The sequence below is a fragment of the Mycobacterium sp. NGS40 genome (genome assembly GCF_059812735.1).
In genome coordinates this window covers 1-716 of sequence record NZ_JCALDG010000108.1, presented here as the reverse complement: position 1 = coordinate 716, position 716 = coordinate 1, and the positions used below count along the sequence as shown (strand labels likewise).

The 716-nt window shown below is 65.6% G+C and carries 1 protein-coding gene; it reads right to left on the bottom strand.

Annotation, left to right across the window (positions count from 1 at the left end):
- On the bottom strand, positions 1–229 hold a 229-nt coding region (locus AC5Y5O_RS32140), incomplete at its 3' end, for an EamA family transporter (RefSeq protein ID WP_500028761.1).
- Positions 230–716: the final 487 nt, after the last annotated feature.

Sequence of the window (716 nt, the reverse complement as noted above, 5' to 3'; positions counted from 1 at the left end):
TGCCGGGCCAGGCCGACCGCGGTGGCGCCGGGCGCCGACCACACCAACCGACCGCCAACAACACCCCGCCAGCCAGCAGGGCCCGCAGCGCAGCGAACCACAAGATCGGAGCATCAACTAGCCCATAGCGGATCCCCACGAAACAGGCGCCCCAGCCCGCAGTCACGATCAGCATCCTCCCTGGCCGCGGCGGTCGCAGCCGCGCCGAGACGACCGAAGCGTCAGCCACGGATATCACCACCGGCGACCAGCCACCGTGGCTGATGAGGGTGCCCAGTCAGGCCGGCAGCGGCGCACGCCCACTGCAGGGTATGGCAGCAGAACAAGAGGCCGGCGATCATCGGCGTGGGCACGACCACGATCGTCTCGGCGCCACCTCGGCTGGCGCGTCGTGTGCTCGTGATCGAGGCAGCCACGCTCTGTGCTGATTTTCGTGTCGTACCACCCTCACCGCCCGAGCCCAACACGGTGTGATGATGACACGCACCAGCGCTGCCGCATGAACAAAAATGACCCGTACACATCGGAAGCGAACCCGGCTGTACACAACACGCGGTGAACGCGGCCGGGTCAGACATGTCGCTGGCGCGTTCGGTGATGGCGGTGCGGTCCTGGTCTACTGAAAGGTGAGTTCGGGCGGCATTTTGGCCATATCAGCAGTCCCCGATAAGAATTCGATGACATCCTCCTGCTTGGTAGCCCCGGCCGACGTTCTT